This window comes from Bacteroides sp. 43_46 (assembly GCF_001915455.1).
Taxonomy (GTDB): domain Bacteria; phylum Bacteroidota; class Bacteroidia; order Bacteroidales; family Bacteroidaceae; genus Bacteroides; species Bacteroides caccae.
Genome location: NZ_MNQN01000015.1, coordinates 38,581 through 59,744, shown reverse-complemented (window position 1 = coordinate 59,744; position 21,164 = coordinate 38,581). Strand labels below are relative to the sequence as shown.

The 21,164-nt window shown below is 47.1% G+C and carries 16 protein-coding genes and 1 pseudogene; 4 read left to right on the top strand and 13 right to left on the bottom strand.

Annotation, left to right across the window (positions count from 1 at the left end; all coding sequences use genetic code 11):
• From BHV72_RS00935 to BHV72_RS00925, 3 genes are read left to right on the top strand one after another with little or no spacing between them, the layout of a single operon-like run.
• Complete coding sequence (locus BHV72_RS00935; RefSeq protein ID WP_087413428.1) at window positions 1–1,092, top strand: HlyD family secretion protein; 1,092 nt, start codon at window positions 1–3, stop codon at window positions 1,090–1,092.
• 25 nt (window positions 1,093–1,117) lie between these two features.
• Window positions 1,118–2,758, top strand: coding sequence for an efflux MFS transporter permease (locus tag BHV72_RS00930; protein WP_009122318.1), 1,641 nt, complete (start codon window positions 1,118–1,120; stop codon window positions 2,756–2,758).
• Window positions 2,759–2,794: 36 nt separating this feature from the next.
• Window positions 2,795–3,661 (top strand): helix-turn-helix domain-containing protein, encoded by an 867-nt coding sequence (locus BHV72_RS00925; RefSeq protein ID WP_087413427.1) that lies wholly within the window; start codon window positions 2,795–2,797, stop codon window positions 3,659–3,661.
• 18 nt (window positions 3,662–3,679) lie between these two features.
• Here BHV72_RS00925 and BHV72_RS00920 read toward each other — a convergent pair whose 3' ends face one another.
• The 8 genes from BHV72_RS00920 to BHV72_RS00890 form a co-directional block, all read right to left on the bottom strand.
• Complete coding sequence (locus BHV72_RS00920; RefSeq protein ID WP_087413426.1) at window positions 3,680–5,119, bottom strand: HAMP domain-containing sensor histidine kinase; 1,440 nt, start codon at window positions 5,117–5,119, stop codon at window positions 3,680–3,682.
• 20 nt (window positions 5,120–5,139) lie between these two features.
• Window positions 5,140–6,264 (bottom strand): sensor protein KdpD, encoded by a 1,125-nt coding sequence (locus tag BHV72_RS00915; protein ID WP_022219355.1) that lies wholly within the window; start codon window positions 6,262–6,264, stop codon window positions 5,140–5,142.
• On the bottom strand, window positions 6,261–7,025 hold the full coding sequence (locus BHV72_RS00910) for a hypothetical protein (protein WP_083554551.1): 765 nt from the start codon (window positions 7,023–7,025) through the stop codon (window positions 6,261–6,263). Before BHV72_RS00910 ends, BHV72_RS00915 begins: the two co-directional genes overlap by 4 nt.
• A 7-nt stretch (window positions 7,026–7,032) precedes the next feature.
• Window positions 7,033–7,608, bottom strand: a complete 576-nt coding sequence (locus tag BHV72_RS00905; RefSeq protein ID WP_009122323.1) for a K(+)-transporting ATPase subunit C — start codon at window positions 7,606–7,608, stop codon at window positions 7,033–7,035.
• Between the two features lie 17 nt (window positions 7,609–7,625).
• The gene (gene kdpB, locus BHV72_RS00900) at window positions 7,626–9,674 is read right to left on the bottom strand and encodes a potassium-transporting ATPase subunit KdpB (RefSeq protein ID WP_039950904.1); all 2,049 of its coding nucleotides are present in this window, start codon (window positions 9,672–9,674) and stop codon (window positions 7,626–7,628) included.
• 26 nt (window positions 9,675–9,700) lie between these two features.
• Window positions 9,701–11,407 carry a potassium-transporting ATPase subunit KdpA gene (kdpA, locus tag BHV72_RS00895; RefSeq protein ID WP_087413424.1) on the bottom strand — a complete coding sequence of 569 codons (1,707 nt, stop codon included), beginning with the start codon at window positions 11,405–11,407 and terminating at the stop codon, window positions 9,701–9,703.
• A 12-nt stretch (window positions 11,408–11,419) separates the two neighbouring features.
• Window positions 11,420–11,500 carry a K(+)-transporting ATPase subunit F gene (gene kdpF, locus BHV72_RS19540; RefSeq protein ID WP_087426886.1) on the bottom strand — a complete coding sequence of 27 codons (81 nt, stop codon included), beginning with the start codon at window positions 11,498–11,500 and terminating at the stop codon, window positions 11,420–11,422.
• A 464-nt stretch (window positions 11,501–11,964) separates the two neighbouring features.
• Window positions 11,965–13,308, bottom strand: coding sequence for a sigma-54-dependent transcriptional regulator (locus BHV72_RS00890; RefSeq protein ID WP_087413423.1), 1,344 nt, complete (start codon window positions 13,306–13,308; stop codon window positions 11,965–11,967).
• Between the two features lie 288 nt (window positions 13,309–13,596).
• On the opposite strand from BHV72_RS00890, the gene BHV72_RS00885 reads away from it, so the two are divergent.
• The gene (locus BHV72_RS00885; protein ID WP_087413422.1) at window positions 13,597–14,934 is read left to right on the top strand and encodes an aspartate kinase; all 1,338 of its coding nucleotides are present in this window, start codon (window positions 13,597–13,599) and stop codon (window positions 14,932–14,934) included.
• A gap of 100 nt (window positions 14,935–15,034) precedes the next feature.
• Here the strand turns inward: BHV72_RS00885 and BHV72_RS00880 are convergent, their stop codons facing one another.
• The 5 genes and pseudogenes from BHV72_RS00880 to BHV72_RS19610 form a co-directional block, all read right to left on the bottom strand.
• Entirely contained in the window at window positions 15,035–16,225 is a 1,191-nt protein-coding gene (locus BHV72_RS00880; protein ID WP_164470645.1) for an AGE family epimerase/isomerase, read from the bottom strand.
• 13 nt (window positions 16,226–16,238) lie between these two features.
• On the bottom strand, window positions 16,239–17,621 hold the full coding sequence (locus BHV72_RS00875) for an MFS transporter (protein ID WP_009122329.1): 1,383 nt from the start codon (window positions 17,619–17,621) through the stop codon (window positions 16,239–16,241).
• Between the two features lie 7 nt (window positions 17,622–17,628).
• Window positions 17,629–18,819 carry a glycoside hydrolase family 130 protein gene (locus BHV72_RS00870; protein WP_087413420.1) on the bottom strand — a complete coding sequence of 397 codons (1,191 nt, stop codon included), beginning with the start codon at window positions 18,817–18,819 and terminating at the stop codon, window positions 17,629–17,631.
• A 19-nt stretch (window positions 18,820–18,838) separates the two neighbouring features.
• The gene (locus tag BHV72_RS00865; protein ID WP_471652350.1) at window positions 18,839–19,882 is read right to left on the bottom strand and encodes a glycoside hydrolase family 26 protein; all 1,044 of its coding nucleotides are present in this window, start codon (window positions 19,880–19,882) and stop codon (window positions 18,839–18,841) included.
• Window positions 19,880–21,154, bottom strand: a pseudogene (locus BHV72_RS19610) (glycoside hydrolase 5 family protein); the annotation flags it as partial. The pseudogene BHV72_RS19610 and the gene BHV72_RS00865, both read right to left, overlap by 3 nt.
• Window positions 21,155–21,164 lie beyond the last annotated feature (10 nt).

The window sequence follows — 21,164 nt, the reverse complement described above, 5'->3', positions numbered from 1 at the left end:
ATGGAAACAACAGCGAAAAATAACACGTCGGGCACACACCAGGAGAAAGCCAAGAAACTGCGCAAGCTGCGCCGTTGGCAAATCGCGGTCAGCCTGCTGGGAGCGGCAATCGTAGTTTGGGGAGTGATAGAGGTTGTTTGCCTCTTCCTTGATTATAAGCAGACAGAGGTCAGCAATGACGCGCAGATAGAACAGTATATCTCTCCCATCAACCTGCGTGCATCGGGTTATATCAAGAAGATTTATTTCACCGAGCATCAGGAAGTACGCAAAGGCGACACGTTGCTTGTACTGGACGACCGCGAATATAAGATACGCGTAATGGAAGCCGAAGCCGCGCTGAAAGATGCGCAAGCCGGGGCTACCGTAATCGGGGCTACACTGCAAACCACGCAGACCACCGCCTCTGTATACGACGCTTCCATCTCCGAAATAGAAATCCGCCTCGCCAAACTGGAGAAAGACCGCCAACGTTACCAGAATCTGGTACAGAGAAACGCGGCTACCCCTATACAACTCGAGCAGATAGAAACGGAATACGAAGCTACCCGCAAAAAGCTGGAAGCTACAAAACGGCAACAGAAAGCAGCCTTATCGGGCGTAAACGAGGTATCACACCGCCGCGAAAGTACGGAAGCCGCCATTCAGCGGGCAACGGCCGCTTTGGAGATGGCACGCCTGAACCTCTCCTACACCGTAGTGACAGCTCCCTGCGACGGCAAATTGGGACGCCGTGCCTTGGAAGAAGGCCAGTTCATTACAGCCGGACAAACCATCACCTACATTCTGCCCGACACTCAAAAATGGATTGTCGCCAACTACAAAGAGACACAAGTGGAGAACCTGCGTATAGGACAAGAGGTAGCCATCACCGTAGACGCCATCAGTGACAAGGAGTTTACAGGAACCATCACCGCCATTTCCGGTGCGACGGGTTCCAAATACTCATTGGTGCCCACCGACAACTCCGCCGGAAACTTCGTAAAGATACAGCAACGCATACCCGTACGCATCGACTTCACCCATCTGTCCAAAGAGGAGAACGGGAAACTTGCGGCCGGCATGATGGTAATAGTTAAAGCCAAACTCTGATTCTCAACGATTAATCATTAAGGAAATGCCCTCATACCCCAAGAACTATCCTTTCTACAACTGGGTGCCCAAACCGATAGGCATCATCATCCTGTTAGTGTTCTTCCTGCCTATTCTTACGGTAGGCGGAACCTACTCCGCCAACGGTACGGAAATGATGAGCGGCCTGGGTATCATATCCGAACATATCCAGTTTGCCAACTTCGCCACGTCCATAGGTATGGCGGCATTCTGCCCTTTCCTGTACCGGCTGGTATGCATACGCAGGGAGAAGATGATGTGCATCGCAGGATTCTCGCTGATGTATATCTTCAGTTATATCTGCGCCAAGACGGACAGCATATTCCTATTGGCATTGTGCAGTCTGTTCATGGGATTCCTGCGCATGGTGCTGATGATGGTCAACCTGTTCACTCTCATCAAATATGCGGGGCATGTGGAAGCAACCGAGAAAATTACCCCCGGCAACGAACCCGCTACCGGCGAAGGCTGGGACAAGCTGGATATCGAACGAAGTGCCGCGCAGCCTGCCATTTATCTGTTTTTCATGGTACTGGGACAGTTGGGTACATCGCTCACCGCATGGCTCACTTACGAATACGAATGGCAATACGTTTATTACTTCATGATGGGACTGTTGCTGCTTTGCATCCTTATTTCGTTTGTCACGATGCCTTATCATAAATACGCCACCCGCCGTTTTCCCATTAACTTCAAGCAGTTCGGCAATGCCTCCATTTTCTGCATCACACTGATGTGCATCACTTATGTGCTGACCTATGGCAAGGTTCTCGACTGGTATGACGACCCTACCATCCGTTGGGCAACGGTAGGAGCTGTGGTCGCGGGCATCCTGTTCGTCTATATAGAAGCAACCCGGCGCAATCCCTATTATCAGTTCGATGTACTCAAGCTGCGTACCATCCGCTTCGGATTCCTGTTCTACTTTCTGCTAATGGTGCTGAACTCCAGCTCTCTGTTTGTCAACGTATTTACAGGCATAGGAATGAAATTGGACAACTACCAAAACGCTACGCTGGGCAATTGGTCTATGTTAGGCTACTTTATCGGCGGTATCGCAACAATCTGGCTCAGCGTAAAAGGAGTGCACTTCAAATACCTCTTTGCCGCCGGATTCCTGTTTTTGGGATTATCCGCCATGTTTATGTATTTCGAGGTACAGGACGCGGGATTATACGAACGGATGAAATATCCCGTCATTATCCGCTCCACGGGTATGATGCTCCTATACTCGCTGATACCGACTTTTGCCACCCAGCGTATGCCCTACAAGTTCCTGTCCTCGTGGATTTGCACGATGCTTACCGTACGCATGGTGCTCGCTCCCTGCATCGGAACCGCCTTATATAGTAATGTGTTGCAGGAACGGCAGCAATACTACATCACCCGTTATGCGCAGAATGTGGATATGATGCATCCCGAAGCGTCCGCCTCGTTTACGCAAACCGTGCAAGGAATGCAATATCAAGGAAAAAGCAAACAGGAAGCCGTCCACATGGCAGCCATGTCCGCTAAAGGACGCATTCAGGTGCAGGCCACCTTATCGGCGGTCAAGGAAATGGCGGGTTGGACGCTGTACGCCTGCCTTTTTTGCATGATATTTGTCGTGATACTGCCCTATCCTAAACGGAAATTATTAACTTAGCGCTGTTTTCAAACGAAACCTGTAATCTCTATCATCATGGATACCCAGCAAGAACGTTTATCGCACCTTGACAATGCGCTATCGAGCAAACAACAAATTTGCAGTTCGGAAGGCGTGCTCCGCTCTTTTCCGTCTGCTTTGCAAAGCCCGTTTATGATAGACGGGGTGGGACTGGTGATTTGCCGCCGGGGAAGTTTTACCTTCATCCTCAATCAGAAATCGTTTTCCGCCAAAGACGGCGATACGCTCTTTCTTCCGAAAGACTCCCTGTTTCAAGTACTGTACGCATCCGACGACGTGGAAGTAGTCATCTTCATTTATCAGACCGATCCCATACGGGATATTATGGGAAATTCGATAGTATCCATGAACCTGTATTCACATCTGGCCACCGAACCGTGCTATGTATGGAACACCGGAGAGGAAGAAGAGGTCTTGAAATACCTGTCGCTACTGGACAATACGCTGAAAATAGAAGAGAACACGTTCAACCGATACGAGCAGAAACTGCTCCTGCTGGCATTGACATACAGGCTTTGTTCGGTCTACACCCGTAAACTCATTGCGGAGAAAGCATCCGTAAGCCACAAGCATGACATCTTTATCCGCCTGGTTCAGTTGATAGAACAATACTATACGAAAGAGCGGGGAGTGGACTTCTATGCGGACAAGCTGTGCCTGTCGCCCAAATATCTTTCGGCTCTGTCCAAGTCTATCTGCGGGTATACGGTACAGGAGTTGGTGTTCAAATCCATCATCCGCAAAAGCATTTCATTGCTCAAGAATACACAGAAGAACGTACAGGAAATCTCCGATTTCTTCAACTTCCCGAACGCATCCTATTTCGGCACTTTCTTCAAAAAACAGACAGGGATGTCGCCCCAACAGTACCGCAGAAAATAGGCAAACGGCAAACCGCCACTACGCTTTCAGCCGAATGACGAAACGGCTGCCTTTTCCCAACTCGCTCCGGACAGTCAGTGTGCCTCCATGAGCCTCTACAAAATCTTTGGATATGGAAAGCCCCAAGCCGCTTCCCTGCACTTTCGTACCGGGTACGCGGAAGTAGCGGTCGAAGATACTTTGGTGATAACGCGGGTCGATACCTTTGCCGAAGTCCTGCACATAGAGCTCCACAAAATTATCTTCCTGCTTTGCACCGATAACGACGCGGCCGTTTTCTTTGGAATAACGAATGGCATTGCTCAATAAGTTAGTGAGCACCCATGCTATCTTCTCGCTATCCACAAACAGCTTCGGCATCTTCTCTTCCGGATATTCCACCTCAATCTGGATATTGAACTTATCAGCCTGTACCTGATTCGCCTTGATGGCATACTCTATCAGTTCGATAGGTTTCGTTATCTTCGGTATCATCTGCAATTTGCCGGCTTCCACTTGCGTCATGTTAAGAAGCTCGCCCGTAATACCCAGCAGGCGGTCGGCGTTCTCCCTGATGCTCTTTGAAAGCTGTTCCTGTTCCTCGTTCAAGGCGCCCACACGATTGTCTTCCAAAAGCTGCAGACTCATAAGGATGGCGGAGATAGGGGTTTTCAGCTCATGCGAAATCGTAGAGATAAAGGTTGTTTTCGCCGTATCCAGTTCTTTAAATTCGGTGATATTCTTCAACAGAATAACATCGCCCAGATTATGGGATTCATCCGTATCGGCATCCGTATTCATAATGGTAATATAGGATGCCTGAAAATAGCTTTCCTTATTATCCGCATAAATCTTCAAAGGCTCTTTCTTCTCGCCCGGATTGATTAATTCCCTCACCAGCCGCCGGAGCAGGTCGTTTTTCAGCGACAGTTCCTCGGCAGAACGACGTATGACATCTTCACGTTTCAGATTCAGTACGGTCAACGCTTCTTTATTGATGAAAAGGATTTCGTGCCCGCGGTTTAAGCCGATAATAGGCTCATGGATGCTGTTTACAATGGCTTCCAGGAACTTTTTGGCAGATAAAATATCATTCAGCGTACTGGTACGATATTCCGTGAGGTGTTCCGCCATGCTGTTAAAGCTATCGGCCACTTCGCGAAATTCTTCGTGCTCGCTCATATCAAGGCGCTTTTCATAGTTATGGTTGGCTATTTCGAGGATGCCTTGCGTCAGTTCCCTGATAGGTTTATTTATGGAACGGGGCAACCATACCAGCAGCACGATACTGGCAAGAATGCAAATGCCGCCCGTTACGGAAATCCACAGCAAGGCGCGCTGCAAGCCGGGCATGGCGGCAGGGCTATCCGGCTCCGTAGCCGTCAGTATCTGGAGATTCACAACCGAGAGGGCTACCAGCAGGATTATCATACCTGCGAGAATGCCTACACTGAGTATCAATTTAGTACGAATGTTCATAACGCTCAAGGAATTAAATTTTATGCAAGTATAATCAAATCTATGTTTGCTTGCGCCAGTTCGCTCACAAATTTTCTATATCTCAGCACCATAAACAAAGATTGCGGCAAAGCGAACGAGGGACTGCCCATACAAACGGTCGTTATCTGTTTCTCTCTGCAAGCCGTAACGATACTGCCCGGCACGTCTTTGGACTGCACCTGCATAACCTCTCCGCCCAATTCGGTCACCAGTTTGAAATGATTCAGCAGATGCCGCTGATTCGCAAGCGCGATGCGGTCGGCGCTCTCCCGGGGAGTCTGTACATAGAGAGCCACAAATGATGTATTATAACGGGTTGCCAGCCGCGCCGCCTTACGGATAATACGGCGCGGCGTCTTTTCATGGCTGCTGATACACGCCATGAACTTCTCATGCCGCACACCGACACTGGAAACCACCACTTCATTCTCCACTTTCTTCTCCACCCTTAACGCCACTTCTTTCAGAGCCAGCTCACGCAGTTGCAGAATATTTTCCGTCTTGAAGAAGTTGTTCAACGCAAGGGCTACTTTATCCGGCTTGTATATCTTGCCGGCTTTCAGGCGGGTTATCAGTTCTTCCGCCGTCAGGTCGATATTCACCACTTCATCCGCTTCTTCCAGCACACTGTCGGGAATGCGCTCCTTTACCTCGATACCGGAAATACCTTGCACTTCTTCATTAATACTCTCGATATGCTGTATGTTGACGGCGGATATGACATTGATACCCTCATCCAGCAAATCCATTACATCCTGCCAACGCTTCTCATTCCGGCTGCCTTCTACATTGGTATGCGCCAGCTCGTCCACAATAACGATTTCCGGATGGATACGGATGATGGCGTCAAGGTCCATTTCCTCGAGTTCCTTGCCCTTATAGAATATCTTACGCCGGGGAATTACGGGCAGTCCGGCCAACACCGCCTCCGTACCGGCGCGTCCATGCGTTTCCACATAACCGATATTCACGTCTACCCCATTATCCAGCAAGTCATGGGCTTCCTGAAGCATACGATAAGTTTTGCCTACACCGGCAATCATGCCGATGTAGACCTTAAACTTACCGCGACGTGATTTCTTAATCAGGTCGAGGAAATGTTGTACGCTCTCTTCCCTGCTCATGGCTTCAGAGTTATACCGAACACCAGGTGCGCATCTTCCATACGGGGATTCCAAATAGCCTGCGCAAATACCGGTATAGCGAACCTATCCGTTACCTTGATGTCTTTCGTGGCTTTCAGCGCCAGATTGGTTACGGCAAAGCCGCTGTTTGGAACTCCGTAAACACCCGAGCCGGCTTCGTAAGGCAGAAAACCGCAAGTGGCATTCAAATCGACGGACTTGATGCTGAACGGATAGTTCAACTCTACATAAGAAGAATAATTCTGTTCTCCCTTCTCATTCTTATCCGCGCCGGCAAACATCGTGTACCAGGCTATTGACAGCGGAAACTTCTCCAACGGCAGCGTATAGGCAAGCCCCGCTTCAAAATGATGGGCCGTCTCATGGCTTTTGAAATTAAAGTACTTATTGCTTCCCTGACCTGCCCACCAAAGACTGGCAACGGACAAGGTCAAACCGGAATCACCGAACGTATAAGCTGCCGTCAAATCTATTTCTTTTGCAGCCTCACCGTCCGAGGAGCTTGTTCCGTCAAAATCGGTAGAGCCCCATGCCGTCAACGAAAAGCCGCCTATCCCAAATCCTAAAGTCGGCTGGAAGCTAACCCCGGTTTGATAAAAGCCGCGCCACACATAGGAACTGACTAAATCACCCTGTATCTTAAACTCCTGCGCCTGTACCTTGTCCACTCCCATAACACTTGCCGCCAAAACGGCGATAAAACCTATTACTGTTACTCTTATCCTATTCATATCTTTCATTATTTTCTTATTTTCCATTTGTTTCTTCCAATGCGATATTCAACTTCAACACATTCACTTTCGCCGTACCGAACAACCCCAGCAACGGTTTTTCAACAGCCTTGTCAACGATGCTCCGGACAGTAGCCTCATCCAGTCCCCTCGCCTCAGCCACACGCTTTACCTGTACATAAGCGCTGGCAGGCGTAATGTCAGGGTCAAGTCCCGAAGCGCTGGCCGTTACCATTTCGGCGGGAACCTCTTTGCGTTGCAAATAAGGATGATGCAGCAAGAATGTATCTATGCGCGCTTCCACCTCCGCAAGGTATTCTTCGTTTGTAGGACCTTTGTTACTACCTGCCGAACTGCTCGCGTCGTAACCGTCACCTGCACAGGAAGGCCGTCCCCAGAAAAAAGTGTCTTCCGTAAACATCTGCCCCACATTGGCGGCGCCCACTACCTTGCCGTTCAGGGTCAAGACCTCGGCATTACCTTTATTCGGTCCTGCAAATTGCGCGAATATCCATAAGACAAGGATATAGAACACGGAAAAGAATACGCAGAAAGCAATGGTTATTTTAACTGATTTCCAAAGAGTTTTCATTTTCTTTCTATTTTAAATTAAAAAAACAAACTGACAAACATATCTATTAACTTGATACCTATGAACGGCGCTATGACACCGCCCAAACCATAAATCAGCAAGTTGCGGCGAAGTAGCGCGCTTGCGCCGATCGGTTTGTACCGGACACCCTTCAATGCCAACGGTATCAGTATGGGGATGATGACGGCATTAAAGATGATAGCCGAAAGAATGGCCGTCTCAGGGCTATGCAACCCCATGATATTCAACGGAGCCAACTGAGGAATGGCCGCCATGAACAGCGCGGGAATAATGGCAAAGTATTTGGCCACATCATTCGCGATGGAGAACGTGGTGAGCGTGCCGCGTGTCATCAGCAACTGCTTGCCTATCTCTACAATTTCAATCAGCTTGGTCGGGTCGTTGTCAAGGTCTACCATATTACCGGCCTCCTTTGCAGCCTGCGTACCGCTATTCATGGCGACACCCACATTTGCCTGCGCCAGCGCGGGGGCGTCATTGGTTCCGTCGCCCATCATGGCAACCAGTTTGCCGGCCTGCTGCTCTTTCCTGATATATTCCATTTTATCCTCCGGCTTTGCTTCGGCGATGAAATCATCCACACCGGCTTTTTCGGCAATGTATTTGGCGGTCAACGGGTTGTCACCGGTTACCATCACTGTCTTCACCCCCATTTTGCGCAGACGCTCAAAGCGCTCCTGAATACCCGGCTTGATGATGTCCTGCAATTCAATGACTCCCAGCACCGCTTTATTGACACATACCACCAACGGAGTACCGCCGTTGCCCGAAATGGCGGCAATCGCTCCTTCCACTTCCTTCGGGAACTTATTCCCCGCGCTTTCCACAATCCGACGAATCGCGTCGAACGCGCCTTTACGTATTTGAGTACCGTCTTGCAGGTCGACACCGGAGCATTTGGTTTCGGCTGTAAACTTAATCATGTGAGCGCCCGCTGTGTTGAGGTCGCGCATACGATGTCCGTTCTCACGTCCCAGCTCGATAATGGATTTCCCTTCCGGGGTTTCATCGGAGAGCGAGGACAGCAGGCAGGCCTCCACAAACACCTTTTCATCAATGCCCGGAGCCGGGTGGAACTTGGTAGCCTTACGATTACCGATAGTGATTGTACCGGTCTTGTCCAGCAGCAACGTATCAATGTCACCGGCAGTCTCAACGGCTTTACCCGACTTTGTAATCACATTGGCACGCAGGGCACGATCCATACCGGCAATACCGATGGCCGAAAGCAGACCGCCGATGGTTGTCGGTATCAGGCAGACAAATAATGAGAGTATGGCCGCAATGGAGATATACGTACCCGGATGGTCGATAGCGGTATAGTCCGCCATCGGAATCAACGTAATACATACGATTACGAACACCAACGTAAAACCGGCCAATAAGATAGTCAGCGCTATTTCGTTCGGTGTTTTCTTACGGGTGGCGCCCTCTACCAGCGCAATCATCTTGTCGAGGAAACTCTCGCCCTGTTGCTGCGTAACCAACACCTTTATCTTATCCGACAGAACCTTTGTGCCGCCGGTGACGGAGCTTTTATCACCGCCCGCCTCACGGATTACCGGAGCGGACTCACCGGTAATGGCGCTCTCGTCAATAGAAGCCAACCCTTCCACAATCTCTCCATCGGCAGGAATCGTATCGCCGGCTTCGCAAATAAAGAAATCTCCCTTTTTGAGACGCGCGCTGCTGACGGTACGCAACTTACCTTCCACCAAGACCTTGGCGGGAGTTTCCTCACGCGTCTTACGCAGGCTGTCCGCCTGTGCCTTGCCACGGGCTTCGGCAATGGCCTCGGCAAAGTTGGCAAACAATAAAGTTACAAACAATATCACAAACACCAGGAAGTTATAGCCGAACGTCCCATATTCCGATGTTCCCAAAGAGAGGATGCAGACCACCAGCATCACCAGTGTCACCAGCTCCACGGTGAACATTATCGGATTCTTTATCATCACCCGCGGATTCAACTTCACGAATGACTGTTTCAAACTTTCCATTACTTGCTCCTTCTGAAACAAAGAAGCTGATTTTTTATCTTTCATAAACATATCTAATTATTCTTATCTCGTTACAAACTGAAGTGTTCGGCAATGGTACTCAACGCATGTGCCGGGAAGAAAGACAGCGCTGCCACGATAAAGATTACGGCAAAAGTCATTACGGCAAAGGTAAACGTATCGGTTTTCAGCGTACCGGCGCTTTCGGGCACAAACCTCTTCTGCGCCAGCAGACCTGCAATGGCGACCTGTCCCACAATAGGAAGAAAACGGCTCAGAATAAGTACCCAGCCGCAGGCATAGTTCCAAAAATAAGTGTTGTCGCCCAAACCTTCGAAACCGGAACCGTTGTTGGCAGCGCACGAGGTAAACTCATAGAACTGCTCGCTCAGTCCGTGGAAACCGGGATTATTCAGCCAACCGCCCTCACTCTCCACAAACCCCGGATGATGCGCAAAGAGATAACAAGACAAAGCCGTACCCACCAGTATCACAAACGGATGAAGCAGCGCGACGATTGTCGCTATTTTCATCTCCCGGGCTTCCACCTTCTTTCCTAAGAATTCCGGTGTACGTCCCACCATCAGTCCGCTGATAAAGACCGCGATAATAATAAACGTATAATAGTTCATCCACCCTACTCCGACACCGCCGAACCAAGTGTTTATCTGCATGTTCAGCATCTCCATCATACCGGACAACGGCATCGTGGAGTCGTGCATACCATTGACGGAACCGTTGGAAGTAACCGTGGTCGTAATGCTCCACAATGCAGTGGCGCCCGCTCCCAAACGGATTTCCTTGCCTTCCATCGCTCCATTGTCCTGTGCGATGCCCATATCATCGATGCGCGGATTACCGTTCATCTCCTGATAGACATTGATACCGACACCCACCAGATAAGCGCAGAGCATTACGCCGTAAATACTATAAGCCAGTTTCATGCGTTTTGTATAGAAGCCCAACGCAAAAACCATAGCCATAGGTATAATCAGGATAGACCAGCACTCGGCGATATTGGACAAGTAGGTAGGATTTTCCAACGGATGGGACGAATTTACGCCGAAGTAACCGCCGCCGTTCGTACCCAACTGCTTGATAGGAACGATGGCCGCCACAGGACCTTGTGAAACGGTTTGTTCTTGTCCTTCGAGCGTAGTCACTTCCATCTTACCGTCAAAGCCCATCGGAGTGCCTTGCGTAATAAGGATAAAGCCGACTATCAGGGAAAGCGGCAACAGAATACGCGTGCAACTCAATACAAGAAAGTTCCAGAAGTTACCGATTGTACTCGTTGTTTTACGGCTGATGGACTTCATAATACCTGCCATAGCCGCCATACCTGTCGCTGCGGTAATAAACTGGAAGAGCATGATGACGAACAACTGAGTGAAATACGTCAGTCCGCTCTCACCGGAATAATGCTGCAAGTTGCAGTTTACCATAAAGCTGATGCAGGTATTGAATGCCTGGTCGGGAGTTTGCGGGCCATTACCGTCAGGATTCAATGGCAGCCACCCTTGACTGACCAACAGCACCATTCCCCAAACAAACCAGAACGCATTCAATATCAGCAATGCCTTGAGGAACTGCTTCCAGTTCATTTCTTCATCGGGATTAACCCCCACTGCCTTAAATATCAATCTCTCTACCGGTTTCATAAAGTCCGACCATGTCTTCTCTCCTTTATAAACCTTTGCAATATACTTTCCCAGTGGATAAGAAATCACCACCAACAGGAAAATCTGTAAAACTACACCTAAAATTTCCGTATTCATTTCTTTAATCTTTTAGAACTTTTCGGGTCTCACCAGAACATACATCAGGTACCCGAACACTGCAACACCTAATACAAATAATACTGTGTACATAATCTTTTCTCTCCTCTTTAAATCTTCTCAAACCAATCCACACATTTCCAGAATAGCCAGAAAGCGAGAAACCCGCTTAACAGGCAGAAAATAAATGAAATCGTTACTCCCATGTTTTTACTTTGTTAAATTAATATTCATGTTTTACCGCCCTCATAATCGCCAAATGCGTGCCAAAAGAGAAGCTAAAAAGATAAGATTCTGATTTCTAAAGGAATAAAACAAAACAGGGACTTACAGAAAAAGAAAACACCCTTCCAAAATGAAAGGGTGCTTATCAAAATAGAAAAGGAATACTGCATGATTCGGGGTTCATCCGGCGGAACCATTTGTTCCAACGGTTGGGAACGAGAGTTCCCCGGCATGAAACGGAGTGTTTCACGGCATGGAACACTTTGTTTCCCGCTGCGGAACACTTTGTTCCATGCCGGGGAACTTTCGGTAAGCTATGGGAAAGGAACAGATTATATCCCGTACTCTTCGATTTTACGGTAGAGGGTGGTCAGTCCGATTTTGAGCAGACGGGCAGCTTCGGTCTTATTACCTTTCGTATATTCCAATACACGGGCGATGTGACGACGCTCCATAGCCGAAAGTTCAAAACTGTCGGGACTGGTTTCATCGGATTGTTCGTAATGTGCGTTCTGTATATCGAGCGGCAAGTCGGCCACGTCCAGCCGTTCACCTTCGCTAACAATCAGACTGCGCTCTATCACATTACGCAGTTCACGGATATTGCCTTTCCAGGGTTGTTGCTCGAGAGCTTCGAGAAAGGCGGGCGTAATTTCCGTAACGGGACGCGCCAACCGGGCGGAGAAGTTCTTCACAAAGGCTTTTGCCAAAAGACGCACATCGCCCGCCCGTTCTCGCAACGGCGGCAGATGTATTTGGAATACGGAAAGCCGGTAGAATAAATCTTCGCGGAAACGTCCTGCGGCAATCTCTTCCGGCAGATTACGGTTGGTTGCGGCAATGATACGCACATTCACGCGGGTAGGTTTGGTATCGCCAATCTTTATATATTCACCCGTTTCGAGAATACGCAGAAGCTTGGCTTGCAGTTCAAATGCCATTTCACCGATTTCATCCAGAAAGATTGTACCATTGCTGGCCTCTTCAAACAATCCTTTCTTGTCTTTCAATGCGCCTGTAAACGAACCGGCCTTATGACCGAACATCTCGCTTTCCAGCAGCTCTTTACTGAAAGAAGAGCAGTTGACCGCCACAAAATTCTGCCCGGCACGCTTACTATTATAATGTATGGCTTGCGCAAAGACTTCCTTTCCCGTACCCGTTTCGCCCGTCAGCAATACAGGCACGTCCGTTCCCGAGACTTTCCGTGCCAGTGAAACGGCATCTTTCAATGCTTTCGAATCACCCAAAACAGAATCGAAAGAATACGTCTGCCCTACTTTCTTTTCCAGTTTCTCCAAGCGGACGTTCATGCGCGCCTTTTCCACGGCACGGCTGACAAGCGGTATAATCTTATTGTTATCATCACCTTTGGTGATATAATCGAAAGCGCCGTTCTTAATGGCCTGTACCCCGTCCGGGATATTGCCGTGCGCCGTCAATAGGATTATCTCGACGTTAGGGGCCGTTTTCTTGATAGACGACACAAGGTCTACCCCATTACCGTCAGGAAGGAATACATCGCACAAGGCCACATCCGGGCTCTGAAGTTCCAACTGCTTCAAAGCAGTCCTGCAATCACCGGCCTGACATACTTCATATCCTTCCAACTCCAACATACGCGACAGAAGGGTACGAATCTGTACTTCATCGTCAACGACTAAAATCTTGCTCATATTTCTCGGATAAGTTTAAAGTGATAAATGGTAAAAACAGGGGATGCGCAAATATAAATGTTTTCCGGGAAACGAACGGCATGTCTTTTGAACTTTTATAAGTGAAGGGGGGCTACATAAGGCTACGGAAAAGTAGTAAATCGCCTTACAATGCATCCTCGGGGGCATTGCAAGAGAACAGAAAAAGAAACTCTCCCTTTCATTTTGGGAATGAGCCTTCTAAAACGAAAAGGCGTACGGTGGCTCCACCCGGCAACGGAAAAAAGAATAACTAAAAAAGAATTAAAAATGAAAGTTTACAAATTCGGCGGTACTTCCGTCGGCACAGTAGAGAGAATGAAACACGTGGCGGAACTCATTTCAGAGTCCGCAACGAAGATTGTAGTCCTGTCCGCAACGGCAGGTACCACCAATCATCTGGAAGAAATCGCAGCCAACCTCTTCAGCCGTGATATAGAACAGGCACACGAGAAAATAACTCGGCTGGAATTCCAGTTCATAGACTTCGCCAACGAACTGTTGACAGACGAGTCCATAAAGCGGGAAGCGATAGATTATATTCTTGACCGTTTCCAGCGGCTCTGGCAATTTATCAACGATGAATTTACCTCGGTCGAGGAAAAAGAGGTACTGGCGCAAGGGGAACTTATCAGTACAGCCCTGCTCCACTTCTACCTGCGGGAACGGAAGATTGCCAATATCCTGCTCTCTGCTTTCGACTTTATGCGTACCGGAACGGAAGGGGAACCGGACTTGAAGTATATAGAGGAAAAACTGCAAGCGCAATTGGCACAGTACCCCGGCATCAATCTTTTTATTACTCAAGGGTACATCTGCAAAAACGCTTATAATGAAACGGATAATCTGAAACGGGGTGGCAGCGACTATACGGCATCACTCATCGGAGCCGCTATCCGCGCAGAGGAAATACAGATATGGACGGACATTGACGGAATGCACAATAATGACCCGCGTGAAGTATCGGGAACCCGTTCCGTAAAACATCTCAGTTTCAACGAAGCCGAGCAACTGGCCTTTTACGGAGCGAAAATATTGCACCCGTTTTGTATCGCTCCGGCACGCAAACGCAATATTCCGGTACGATTGCTCAACTCGATGAATCCTCAGGCAGAGGGGACATTGATTTCGGATTTGCAGGACGATAATATCATCAAGGCCATAGCCGCCAAAGACAATATCTTCTACGTGAAATTCGAATCGAAACACAGTCTGTGCCCTTATCAGTTTATCAGTAAGATTTTTGATACGTTTGCCAAGTACAGAACCCCGCTTTGTCTATTGGTTTCATCCAATCAGGGCGTGTCCGTCGCCATAGACAATAGCGAACGCTTATGCAAAATCCTTGCGGAACTGGAGCAATATGCAAAAATTCTGACGGAAGACCGCATGTCTATTGTATCCGTAGTGGGAAACATACGCTGGCAGTATGCCGGTGTCGAGGCGCAGATTATAGAAGCGCTGGCGGATATTCCGTTACGGATGATTTCGTATGGAAGTAATGACAGCGACGTGGCATTCGTCATTAAGACGGAAGATAAGAAAAAGGCTTTGCAGGCGCTCAGCAATAAGCTCTTTGAGCCGGAAACAGATAAAATCATCAAATAGCAACCCGCCCCTATACATAATGGAGAGGCTATATCAGAATGGATATTCATCAGTACCTCATTCTAATATAGCCTCAACCTGAAAACAACTAACCTATTTTTTACGAAAAGCGTTCAAGCATCTCCATACACATGCGCCCGTTATGATAGGGGCATTTCCAGAAACCCGCCTTATCATCGGCGGTGTTTACCGTTCCGTCGGCACGAACGCTCCAATACCATTCTCCGTTTTGATAATCTATCAGATGTTTCTTGATATACTCCCAGCAGCGGAATGCCTTTTGAAGAGCCACTTCATCATCGAAATGCTGATAGAGATTAATGTGGCCTACCACATTTTCGGCTTGCACCCACCAATGGCAGTCTCTGTCCGTTATCCCCTTGTCGGGGAAAGTCTCGTAAATCATGCTGCCCTCGGATGTCAATCCCTCATCGGCAGCCGCCGCGATGTACTCAACCAGAGGCTCTACTTTCTCCAAGAGCGTTTTATCTCCCAAGACTAAAGCCGCCTCATGAATCAGCCAGGAAGCCTCAATATCATGTCCATAGGATACGATGCGGTATTTGCTCACCCAATCATCATCAAAAAAGAGTTCCAAATGCCCGGTTTGCTGGTTCAGTATTCTATCTGTGAAGAGTAGTATCAAGTTGCGGAGTTGCTTCTCAAGACCGTCATCTTTCCATACCCGATAGAGATTTGTGTAAGGTTCCAGAATATGCAAATGGGTATTCATGGTCTTGCGCTCATTCTCATCCTTGTCGCTAAGCCGCATATCGGAGATTTCGTGCCAATCGCGGGTCAAGGCCTCGCAATAACCGTTCTTTACGGAGTCGAAGCTATATTGTTCGATGCTTCTGAAGAGGCGGATGGCATAGTCCAACGCTTCTTCGTCTCCGGTGGCACGATGATACTCACTCAGACCGTAAATGGCAAAACCTAAAGCATAAATCTGCTTTTTGGTATCCGAGGGACGGCCTGTATAGTCGAGCGACCAGTATATTCCACCCTGTTCCTTGTCGTAGAATTGATCGATAATGACACGTTTGGCACGGGTAGCCGTTTCCAAGTATCCGGGCTTCTTCAACAAACGGTAAGCCGATGAGAACGTCCACAATATGCGGGCATTGAGTACAGCGCCTTTCACAGCCTGCGGTTCCAGTTTATCCGTTCCGGTGATGCGGCCATAGAAACCGCCATGCACCGGGTCTGTCATTTTATCCGCCCAAAACGAAAGGATATTATCTTCCAGTACAGTACGCATCTCTTGCTGCATCCCGCTTAGTATATTCATGCACATCATTTTCTTATAATTGTCTTTTGTGTTCCAGTTCTGTTGTTATATCTTTCATTTTGTTTTCTGTAAGCGGATACATGCTGATGAACACCACACTCAGGATAGTACCTATGGCCGGCAAGAAGCTCAGGAACATCTTGATACCGCTAATCGCTTCTTCACTTTGCACTGCGTTTGCCTGGAAGCCAAAGAATCCGAGCAGCCAGCCGGTTACCGCCGTACCGATAGCCCAACCGAATTTCTGGCTCATGGAAGAAGAGGAGAATATCAGTCCTGTGGCACGGTTACCGGTTTTCAGTTCCGAATAGTCGGCGCAATCGGCATACATAGACCAGAGCAACGGAAAGATGCTACCCGCGCAAACGCTGATTAACGCTTGAAATACAAACATCCATATCAGGTCTTCCTTATCAAACCAATAAAAGATAACGCTAAGTACTGTGGCGATAATCATCGCCCACATATAGGTGTTACGCTTGCCGATGCGGTTGCTGACGGGAGCGGCTGCTATTACGCCTATTATATTGGCAGCCTGCCCCAAAGCGAGGTATAGTCCGCTCAACACGAATGACATGCCGAAGAAAGAGACGGTCGCATAATCTTCCTCTACGACAAAATACTTAAAGTAATAGACAGTAGCGCCATCACGAATGGAGTTGAATACCAAAGCAGCCACACCCGCACCCAATAAGATCCACCAAGGCTTGTTTTTAAACAAATCTTTCAAGTCTTCTTTCAGCGGGTTTTGTGTTTCTTTGATTGGCTTTACCCGTTCTTTAGTCCAGGCAAAGCATCCGAAGAATAACACGATGCATAAGATGGCTATAACAACGACTGCCATAGTCCAGCCCGTCTGCTGATCGGCCAACTCCTTACTGTTGCCGCTGAAAAAATTCACTAACGGCATAAACAACAGCAGGGCTATGAAACTACCGATATAGGCAAAGGTCATTCTATAAGTAGAAAGTGTGTTGCGTTCTTTAGGATTAGGGCTCATTACTCCCAGCAGGGAAGCGTAAGGTACGTTGATGGCAGAGTATATCATCATCATCAACGAATAGGTGACGTAGGCATAAATCAACTTACCGGTCGGGCTCCAGTCCGGAGTAACAAAAGTCAGAATACCGATGATGCCGAACGGGACAGCCAACCACAAGAGATAAGGCCGGAACTTTCCCCAACGGGAGTGTGTACGGTCGGCAACGACGCCGACAATAGGGTCGAAAGCCGAATCCCATATTCTCGTTATCAGGAACATAGTTCCCACCACCGCAGCCGGCAAACCGAAAACATCCGTATAGAATATCATCAGATAGGCGCCAAACAGTTTCCAGAACATGGATGATGCCATATCCCCAAATCCGTAGCCTATTTTCTCTGTAAGTTTTATCATACTGTGTTTATTTAGAAACAACCTGTTGTTTCAATAGTTTCAAATTCTTGTCTATCAATCTCTTCAAAGTCTCTACCGAAGCAGAGGAGTTCAAACCGTCGGCAGGGGTATTCATGCAATAATCCACCAACTTGTCAATGGTGGACGTCGCTACATGCATCCGCGTATCGGAAGAAGCATAATAGATAAATACCGTCCCGTCATCATCGGCAATCCAGCCGTTGGAGAAAAGTACGTTGCTTACATCGCCTATACGTTCTTCGTCCTCGGGAGCCATGAAGTAACCGCCGGGAGCGGCTATCAGTCTGGTCGGGTCGTCCAAGGCCGTCATGTACATATATAGCACATAACGCAATCCGGCGGCACAAGCGCGTACGCCATGCGCCAAATGTAACCATCCCTTAGGAGTTTTGATAGGATGAGGGCCTTCGCCGTTCTTCACTTCTTTAATAGTGTGATAGTAGCGTTGGTCGATAATCTTTTCTTCTTTTACCTCTGCATGCGTTATATCGTCTACCAATGCCCAACCAATACCTCCACCGCTTCCGGTATCGATGAAACCGTCCTGCGGACGGGTATAAAGAGCGTATTTACCATCTACAAATTCCGGATGAAGTACTACATTGCGCTGCTGGCTTTTGGTTTTCAAATCCGGCAGGCGCTCCCAAGTCTTCAAATCTTTGGTACGGGCAATAGCTGCCGTTGCCGTTGCCGAAGACAAATCTCCCGCAGGGGCCGTATCGTCATGGCGTTCCGCACAGAAAAGGCCGTATATCCAACCGTCTTCATGGGCAGTGAGACGCATGTCATAAACATTGGTTGCCGGAATAATGTCTTCGGGCATCGTTATCGGATAGTCCCAAAAACGGAAGTTGTCAATGCCATTCGGACTTTCGGCTATGGCAAAGAATGATTTACGGTCGGCTCCTTCCACACGAACCACCAACAAGTATTTATCATTCCATTTTATGGCACCGGAATTCATCGTGGCATTAATGCTGATTCGTTCCATTAGATAAGGATTACTGTTTTCATCCAAATCGTAACGCCAGAAGATAGGGGTATGGGCAGCTGTCAGTACAGGATATTTATAACGGGTGAATATACCGTTGCTTGTTTCTTGGGGTATATTGGTTCTGGTTATCAACTCTTCATGTAAGCGATAGAGTTCTGCGATTTTCTGTGTATAAGTTTTCATCTAATTTTATATTAGTTTGTTATTGATACAAATTAACTTCTTCTGCAAATAATGTTTTGGGATGCTTATAGAATTCTACGAAATCCGTAGCAGAAACCTGTCCCGGATAAGGAGCATAAAAATGTGTAACCCTTTCACGCGCATTACGCCATACCAACGCATAAGCAAGAGAATATTGGGTTAATGCAGGAAGTAATGTGCCTGTCCACCATTTTGCATCAGGAATCCCCTCATATCCGATTTCTGTTACAGCATATACTTTATCATGGGTTTTACCTATACTATCCAAAATAGCAAGTGACTTATCAAGCTTGGATAGAAAAATATTACGATTAAATTGGTAAGTATCAAGGCCTATAACATCCACCATCTCATCTCCCGGATAACGTTCCAAATACTGAGCTGTGTCTTTAGGTTCAGTCCCCGGAGAATATGCATAGAGTATATTATTAACACCATTTAGCCTAAAATGATTCACTGTCATTTCCCATAAAGCTTTATATTCATCGGGAGTACATAACTGCTCACCCCACCAAAACCAACTACCAGTATTTTCATGCCATGGACGGAAAAGTATCGGGACTTTAACATTATCTGCCGTTTGCAGTGAGCTGATGAAAGCAGACACTTTATCCAGCCATCCTACGAACTTTTGATGATTAATACCACCAGGCAGAATAGACTTTACAACAGTACTGTCTTTTATATCCCAAGCATCTCCACCTGTCATAGGATTACGGGCATGCCAACTTAATGATATCATCCCTCCCCGATAATATTGATTAATTATTTCTTTCTTAATTTTATCAAAAGGTACTTTATCCAAATTAACCGTACTATCCAGTTCTAACTCTCCTAAATCAAAACTGATAACAGCCGGATAATCGCCACATACTCTTTTTACATCTGACTCTCCCTCATCTCCTTCCCAGCCAATGCCATACACAGTATCATCATGATGCCCAAACATAAAACCCCGCAATGATACTTTCTTCAAATTATCCAATAAGTTATTGGTTTCCTTACTTTTGATAGATATATTATTCGTTCCGGCCTTATCCAGAAGGGAATTATATCGTTTTATTATGCGCATAGCAGTATCTGTGTCAAAGACAGAATTAAGCCCCTGTTCTTCTTGTCCCGGGTCACCGACATAGTCATCCCAAGGTTGCCAAAATTCATGTTGAGGTTGTCCAGTACCACCCCATGCCCAAAAATTACACCCCGCCAACACATCTCGCTGTTTCAACGATTGGTATATTTTATCAAAAACAGCACTGTAATATCTATCTCTAGCTGTAGTAGGATCTGTACGGTGATACTTATGATTATCACGAGGCAAGCCAAACTCTTCCAACACAATGGGTTTATTCAATTGGCGAGCAACAATAATATGTTCTGCCATATATTGGGTAGTCAAACTAATAGCTCTTCCTACATTTTGCGGAATACTATCTGCATTTATCCAACGCCAATTTTTAGGCCAGATATGCATTGTAAGATAATCGACATTTTCATCATGATGGATTTCTTCAAACAGAGCCATATCATTTTCACAGCCCATTTTTCCTTCACTCCCAATTGTTATCAAATGATTAGAATCAAGTGTACGAATTAGACGAGTAGCTTTGCTCAGCCATTTAGCAAAAGCTGTTTTTCCCTCACTACTAAAAGCACGTGGTTCATTTCCAACTTGCCAAGCCATAATGGCAGGATCATCAGTATATTTTTTATTAGTATAGCGGTTTGTTCTACTAACTACGGTTCTGATGTGATTAAGAAACAAAGAATGACATTCTCCACATTCTGCATATTGAGCTACATATTTATTAAAAGCATCCCAACCATCAATTCCAGGAATAGGTTCCTTACCATGCCCGGTCCAATTCAGATATTTACTATATCCTCCACTCCATTCCCAGCTATTATTCAGATAGAGAACTGCATACATATCCCTTTTTCCCATTTCTGATAAGAGAAAATCTAATCCTTCAAAAATTGTATCATTATATATACCAGCCTCTTTCTGCAAAGTTGGCATTACCCGAAAAGGTATTCCCTCTTCGCCATCCGCTCCTACAAGAATACGCAAATTGTCCACTCCATTCTCTTTCATCAGATCAAGTTCCCGTACAAGACGCTCACGGTCTCCACCTCTTCCTGTAGACCCTAAAATTGCACCATACCAGTAATTAGCACCAATATAGTAATAAGGTATACCATTTTTTGTAAAGTATCCATTCTCTACCTTAATGAAAGTCTCTCCTAGTTCTTTTTTACCAATACAAGAGACTAAACAGCTCGCCAATAATATCAAGAAGATTATTTTTCTCATAACAGCATTT